Origin of the sequence: Acinetobacter lactucae (assembly GCF_013344765.1) — a bacterium.
GTDB classification, from domain to species: Bacteria; Pseudomonadota; Gammaproteobacteria; order Pseudomonadales; family Moraxellaceae; genus Acinetobacter; species Acinetobacter lactucae_A.
This window is the reverse complement of sequence record NZ_JABVBF010000214.1, coordinates 1-4,996: the sequence shown is the minus strand read 5'-3', so window position 1 is coordinate 4,996 and position 4,996 is coordinate 1. Positions and strand designations below refer to the sequence as shown.

The 4,996-nt window shown below is 40.6% G+C and carries 4 protein-coding genes; all 4 read left to right on the top strand.

What is annotated here, in order from left to right; translation table 11 throughout:
- Nucleotides 1-208: 208 nt before the first annotated feature.
- The 4 genes from HUN22_RS15595 to HUN22_RS15580 all read left to right on the top strand — a co-directional run bounded on the left by HUN22_RS15595 (nucleotide 209) and on the right by HUN22_RS15580 (nucleotide 4,891).
- Nucleotides 209-1,093 (top strand): phosphoribosyltransferase family protein, encoded by an 885-nt coding sequence (locus HUN22_RS15595; RefSeq protein ID WP_174731230.1) that lies wholly within the window; start codon nucleotides 209-211, stop codon nucleotides 1,091-1,093.
- An 11-nt stretch (nucleotides 1,094-1,104) separates the two neighbouring features.
- Nucleotides 1,105-2,598 (top strand): nicotinate phosphoribosyltransferase, encoded by a 1,494-nt coding sequence (locus HUN22_RS15590; protein ID WP_174731227.1) that lies wholly within the window; start codon nucleotides 1,105-1,107, stop codon nucleotides 2,596-2,598.
- Nucleotides 2,599-2,658: 60 nt separating this feature from the next.
- Nucleotides 2,659-3,426 (top strand): ADPR responsive transcriptional repressor NtrR, encoded by a 768-nt coding sequence (gene ntrR, locus HUN22_RS15585; RefSeq protein ID WP_174731224.1) that lies wholly within the window; start codon nucleotides 2,659-2,661, stop codon nucleotides 3,424-3,426.
- Between the two features lie 73 nt (nucleotides 3,427-3,499).
- A complete protein-coding gene (locus HUN22_RS15580; RefSeq protein WP_174731221.1) occupies nucleotides 3,500-4,891 on the top strand; it encodes a methylenetetrahydrofolate reductase C-terminal domain-containing protein in 1,392 nt (463 codons plus the stop codon).
- Nucleotides 4,892-4,996: the final 105 nt, after the last annotated feature.

The following is a 4,996-nucleotide window of genomic DNA, read 5'->3' as shown; positions in this document are numbered from 1 at the left end:
CAACTAGTCATGCTTTTTGTAAATTAACTTTTTATTTCAGTTGTTTAAAGAATAATTTTTCTTAAATATCGAATCTCTAAATGCTCTAAAATTGCAAATTTTATGTCTTAAATAGCTTTGAAAAAAGATTGAAAAATAGACTTGAAATATATAGTGGCTTTATGCCACTATATATTCATCGAAGGTCATCAGACAAAAAGAGGATGATATGGCTATCCAGCTTTTAGATGCGGCAAGAAATGAAATTCCAGTGAAATTCACGCAGTTTTCTGGTGGCGAGCGTCATGTTCAAATTGATGAGACAACCTTAGGTTTACTATCTGGCACAGTATTGGTTCGTGCACAAATGACCACAAGTCACGATGTGATGGACTATTTACTACTTGAAAATATATTGCTGAATCAGGGTTTAACCGTTGACCTAGAAATTCCGTATTTTCCATACGCACGTCAGGACCGTATTTGTGCAGTGGGCCAAGCGTTTTCACTCGATGTAATGACCAAATTACTTAGCATCAATGCGGACAAAAAAGCAGGCAAACAAGGCAAAATCACTGTTTGGGACTGCCATAGTGAAGTAACAACAGCCTTGCTTGCTGCCAATACTTCTTTTAACGGAGTTGTAAATGTCAGTTCAGTCGACATCATCGCAAAGAGTGAAGCGCTAAGCACATCGTTAAAAGATGAAAAAACAGTATTGATTTGCCCAGACAAAGGCGCAAAAGCACGTACACAAATGGTCGCAGACGTTTTTAATCTTGAGCGCAAACAACCCATCACTATTGTTCAGTGTGATAAAAAACGTGACCCAGTGACTGGCAAAATTTTGGGTACACATGTACATGCGACTGATTTATCAGGTCTAACAGCGGTCATTACTGATGACATTTGTGACGGTGGTGCAACCTTTATTGGCATTGCCAAAGAACTCCGTCGCCTCAATTGCAATAAGGTCGTTCTATATGTGACCCACGGTATTTTCAGTAAAGGAACAGAGGTTTTTGATGGATTGCTAGATCAACTGTTTACCTCAGACAGCTTTCCACAACAACCAACAGACAAAATTTCAGTAATTGCTTTTGCAGCAAAATAAAGAGAATAAAGATGACTATTAAGCTTAATCCATTAAATGCTATCGATTTTTATAAAGCTGATCACAGACGTCAGTATCCGGCAGGCACAGAGTACGTGTACGCCAACTTTACGCCGCGTTCATCTCGCCTCGCTAAAATGTTGCCTGACTTTGACGATAAAGTTGTGTTCTTTGGGCTTCAGGGTTTTATCAAACACTTTTTAATTGATACATGGGATGAAGGCTTTTTCAAGCAACCTAAAGACAAAGTGGTGGCTGCATATAAACGCCGTATGGATAGTTCATTAGGTGAAGGTGCTGTACCTGTTGATCACATTGAAGCGTTACACGACTTGGGCTATTTACCATTACGCATTAAAGCATTGCCAGAAGGCAGCCGCGTCAATATGCGTGTACCTGTGCTTACCGTAATTAATACTGACTCGCGTTTCTTTTGGCTAACCAACTATATTGAAACTGTGTTAAGTGCTGAACTTTGGAAAAGCTGTACTACGGCTACAATTGCCTACGAGTACAAACGTTTATTAACTCAATATGCTATAAAAACTGGCGCACCACTCGATTTTGTACCTGTGCAAGGACACGATTTTAGTAGCCGTGGTATGAGCGGAATTTATGACGCCGCACAATCAGGAGTAGGCCACTTAACCAGTTTTATTGGAACAGACTCGGTTGCTTCAATCGACTACGCAGAAGAATATTACAATGCAACTGGTGTGATTGGGGTATCTGTACCTGCAACTGAACACAGTGTGATGTGTATGGGCACAGAAAACAGTGAGCTAGACACATTTAAGCGTTTAATCTGCGAGCTTTATCCATCTGGTGTGGTTAGTGTTGTGTCTGATACATGGGATTTTTGGCGAGTGATTACCGAGTTTACGGTAGCTTTAAAATCTGAAATTTTGGCGAGACAACCGAATGCTTTAGGCTTGGCCAAATTGGTTTTCCGTCCAGACTCTGGCGACCCTGTCAAAATTATTTGTGGTGACCTAGATGCCGAAGTCGGTAGCCCAGCCTACAAAGGTGCAGTTGAATGTTTATGGGAAGTGTTTGGCGGTACAACAACTGACCAAGGCTATAAAGTACTGAATGAACGTGTTGGTTTAATTTACGGCGACTCAATTACTTTAGACCGTGCACAGCGTATTTTGGAAGGGCTAGAAGCCAAAGGTTTTGCTTCAAATAACTTGGTGTTTGGGATCGGCAGCTTTACCTATAACTACTTAACTCGCGATACCTTTGGGTTTGCTGTAAAAGCAACCTGGGGTCAGGTGAATGGTGTAGGTCGTGAGCTGTTTAAAGACCCAATTACTGACTCAGGTGTAAAAAAATCTGCGAAAGGTCTATTACGTATCGAAGAAAGTGAAAATGGTTTTACCTTATTTGATGAGCAAACAGCCAAACAAGAACAAGGCGGAGCACTAAAAACAGTCTTTGAAAATGGTAAACTTCAATATGAGTGTACTCTAGATCAAATTCGTGAGCGTTTATCTATCGTATAACTGAATTTAGATGAGCCGTTGCGTGTGTATCGGCTCATCATTTTTATTAAGAGGCTGAACGTGACTATTCAAACTGAACAAGAATTCCTTGCCAGTTATGATCGCCGAGATTATGACGCACCTTTACTCACTGTAGATATGGCTATTTTCTCGGTATTTAATGGTCAGTTGCAGGTATTACTCATTAAGCGACCCAACTTTCCAGCCAAAGACCAATGGGCTTTACCCGGTGGCTTTGCCGATTTAAGGCATGATCAAGACTTGATGGCCACGGCATATCGTAAGCTGGTCGAAAAAACTGGCATTGCTTCACCTTACTTAGAACAAGTTGCCTCTGTGGGTAATGCCAAACGTGACCCGCGTGGCTGGGCAGTAACCATTTTGTATTTTGCTTTAATTGATTTTAATGCCTATCAACAACAAGCATTGGCTGAATACAGCGAATGGGTGCCTGTAGCAAAAGCTCAAGATTTAGCATTGGCTTTTGATCATAATGAATTGCTCAGCTTAGCTTTAGAGCGTTTAACCAATAAAACTCGCTATACTGCATTGCCAGCTAGTCTGATGCCTGAATTATTTACGCTGACCGAGTTACAAACCATTTATGAAATTATTCTTGGGCAATCCTTAGATAAAAAAGCGTTTAGACGCCGTATGATAGAAGCGGGCGCAGTTGAAGAAACTAACCAAAGTAAAATTGTGGGCAAACGACCAGCTCAGCTTTACCGCTATGCACTCGATTCTTTTGATTTTATATTTCCTCGTTCACTCGAATTACCAAGAAATAAAGAGGGTGAAGATAAGCAAAACAATGAGCTTTCTGACTAGCGCATCTTGATGCACTTTTGATTTATAATGCCGCGCTTATGATTGATGTCATGTTTTGATCAGCACTTTGCCTATGTCACACGTTTCTCCTTGCTTCCAGCAAAACCAGTTTTTTGTGTTGGTGGAATATCTCACTTCACTGCATGAGATTTATCCTGTGAAACATGAGTTTGCAGGATATCCGGCTGCAATGACATTGGCAGATCGCGTACATTCAGATCATGATATTGCGCCGATTGAGGCCAGCAAAAGTTACCCAGACTCAATAGAGAAAGTCTTACACTTTTCAGGTAAGGCCCGAGACATACAAGACTTTGAGCGCTTTTTAGAGCAAGCCAAGTCTGCCAATATTCAAAACTTGTTATTGCTTACTGGCGATAAACTCAAAGAGCATCATAATGGTCGAGATGGACAGCCTCGTAGTCGATACCTAGAGTCGGTAAACGCCGTAATGGCTGCCAAGCAACACGGCGGATTTCGTATTGGCGTTGCCTTTAACCCATTTAAATATGTCGAAGCTGAGCGTGATGCACAGTATTTAAAACTGCATAAGAAGATTAAAGCAGGCGCTGACTTTATCATTACCCAATTGGGCTATGACATTGAGGCTTTAAAGCAAGCCAAATCATTTTTAACCAAGAATAATTATTCAAAGCAAATACTGGCTTGTGTAATGCCTCTAACTTTGGGCCGTGCCAATTTTATGGTGAAGCATAAAGTGGCAGGTATTGTGATTACTCCGCACATGTTAAAAGTTTTGGCAGATGAAAAACAGGCAGGGCATACAGATCGCGTTTATTTACGTTGTGCTTTACAGATTTTGATATGTAAACAGTTAGGGTTTGCAGGAATTCACTTATCTGCCTGCCATAAACCCGAAGAACAAATGCTGCTTGAAAGCTACATTGAGCAGTACAGACATCTGGAGCTTGAAGCCTTAGAAGAGCTTTGGAATTCACTTTGGCAAGTCACTACAGGCAAAGAGTTTTCACCTGAGGTTAATCGTTTTTCACGTCAGCCGACCTCTAAACAGTTAATTAAATATCGCCAACTGCATGTTATGCATGAAGCAATGTTTGGATCAAAAATTGCTAAAGGTGTTGGAAGGTTTATTTTTAAAGCATCTTTTTGGGAAAATGCTTTGGTCGCTAAAGTACTACTTAAAACAGAAGTGCTGAGTAAACATGGCTTAGTGGGCTGTGAAAGCTGTGGTCAGTGTCGGCTAAGCGATACTTTATATATCTGCCCTGAAACTTGTCCAAAAGGTTTAGCGAATGGACCTTGTGGTGGTACAACTTTGGATCGCTGCGAGTTTGGTGACCGTGAATGCATTCATTCCGTTAAAGCAAGACTTGCCAAAGCGGTTGAACAAACCGATGTCTTAAAAGAAAAACTCATTCCTACAGTAGCAATTGGAACCAGAGGAACCAGTTCTTGGAAAAATTGGTATTTAGCCAGCGCCTAAAGCCTAAAATTTATAGTTTTACTTATGTTTCGCCATAACCTTGATATGACTATTTAATTAAGAGGGGTAATTTTATCAAAAAAATATTTAAGTTTTATGTAGTAT

Coding starts and splice junctions, on each gene's coding strand:
- HUN22_RS15595 (WP_174731230.1), top strand. CDS start 209: ATGGCTATCCAGCTTTTAGATGCGGCAAGAAATGAAATTCCAGTGAAA.
- HUN22_RS15590 (WP_174731227.1), top strand. CDS start 1,105: ATGACTATTAAGCTTAATCCATTAAATGCTATCGATTTTTATAAAGCT.
- HUN22_RS15580 (WP_174731221.1), top strand. CDS start 3,500: ATGTCACACGTTTCTCCTTGCTTCCAGCAAAACCAGTTTTTTGTGTTG.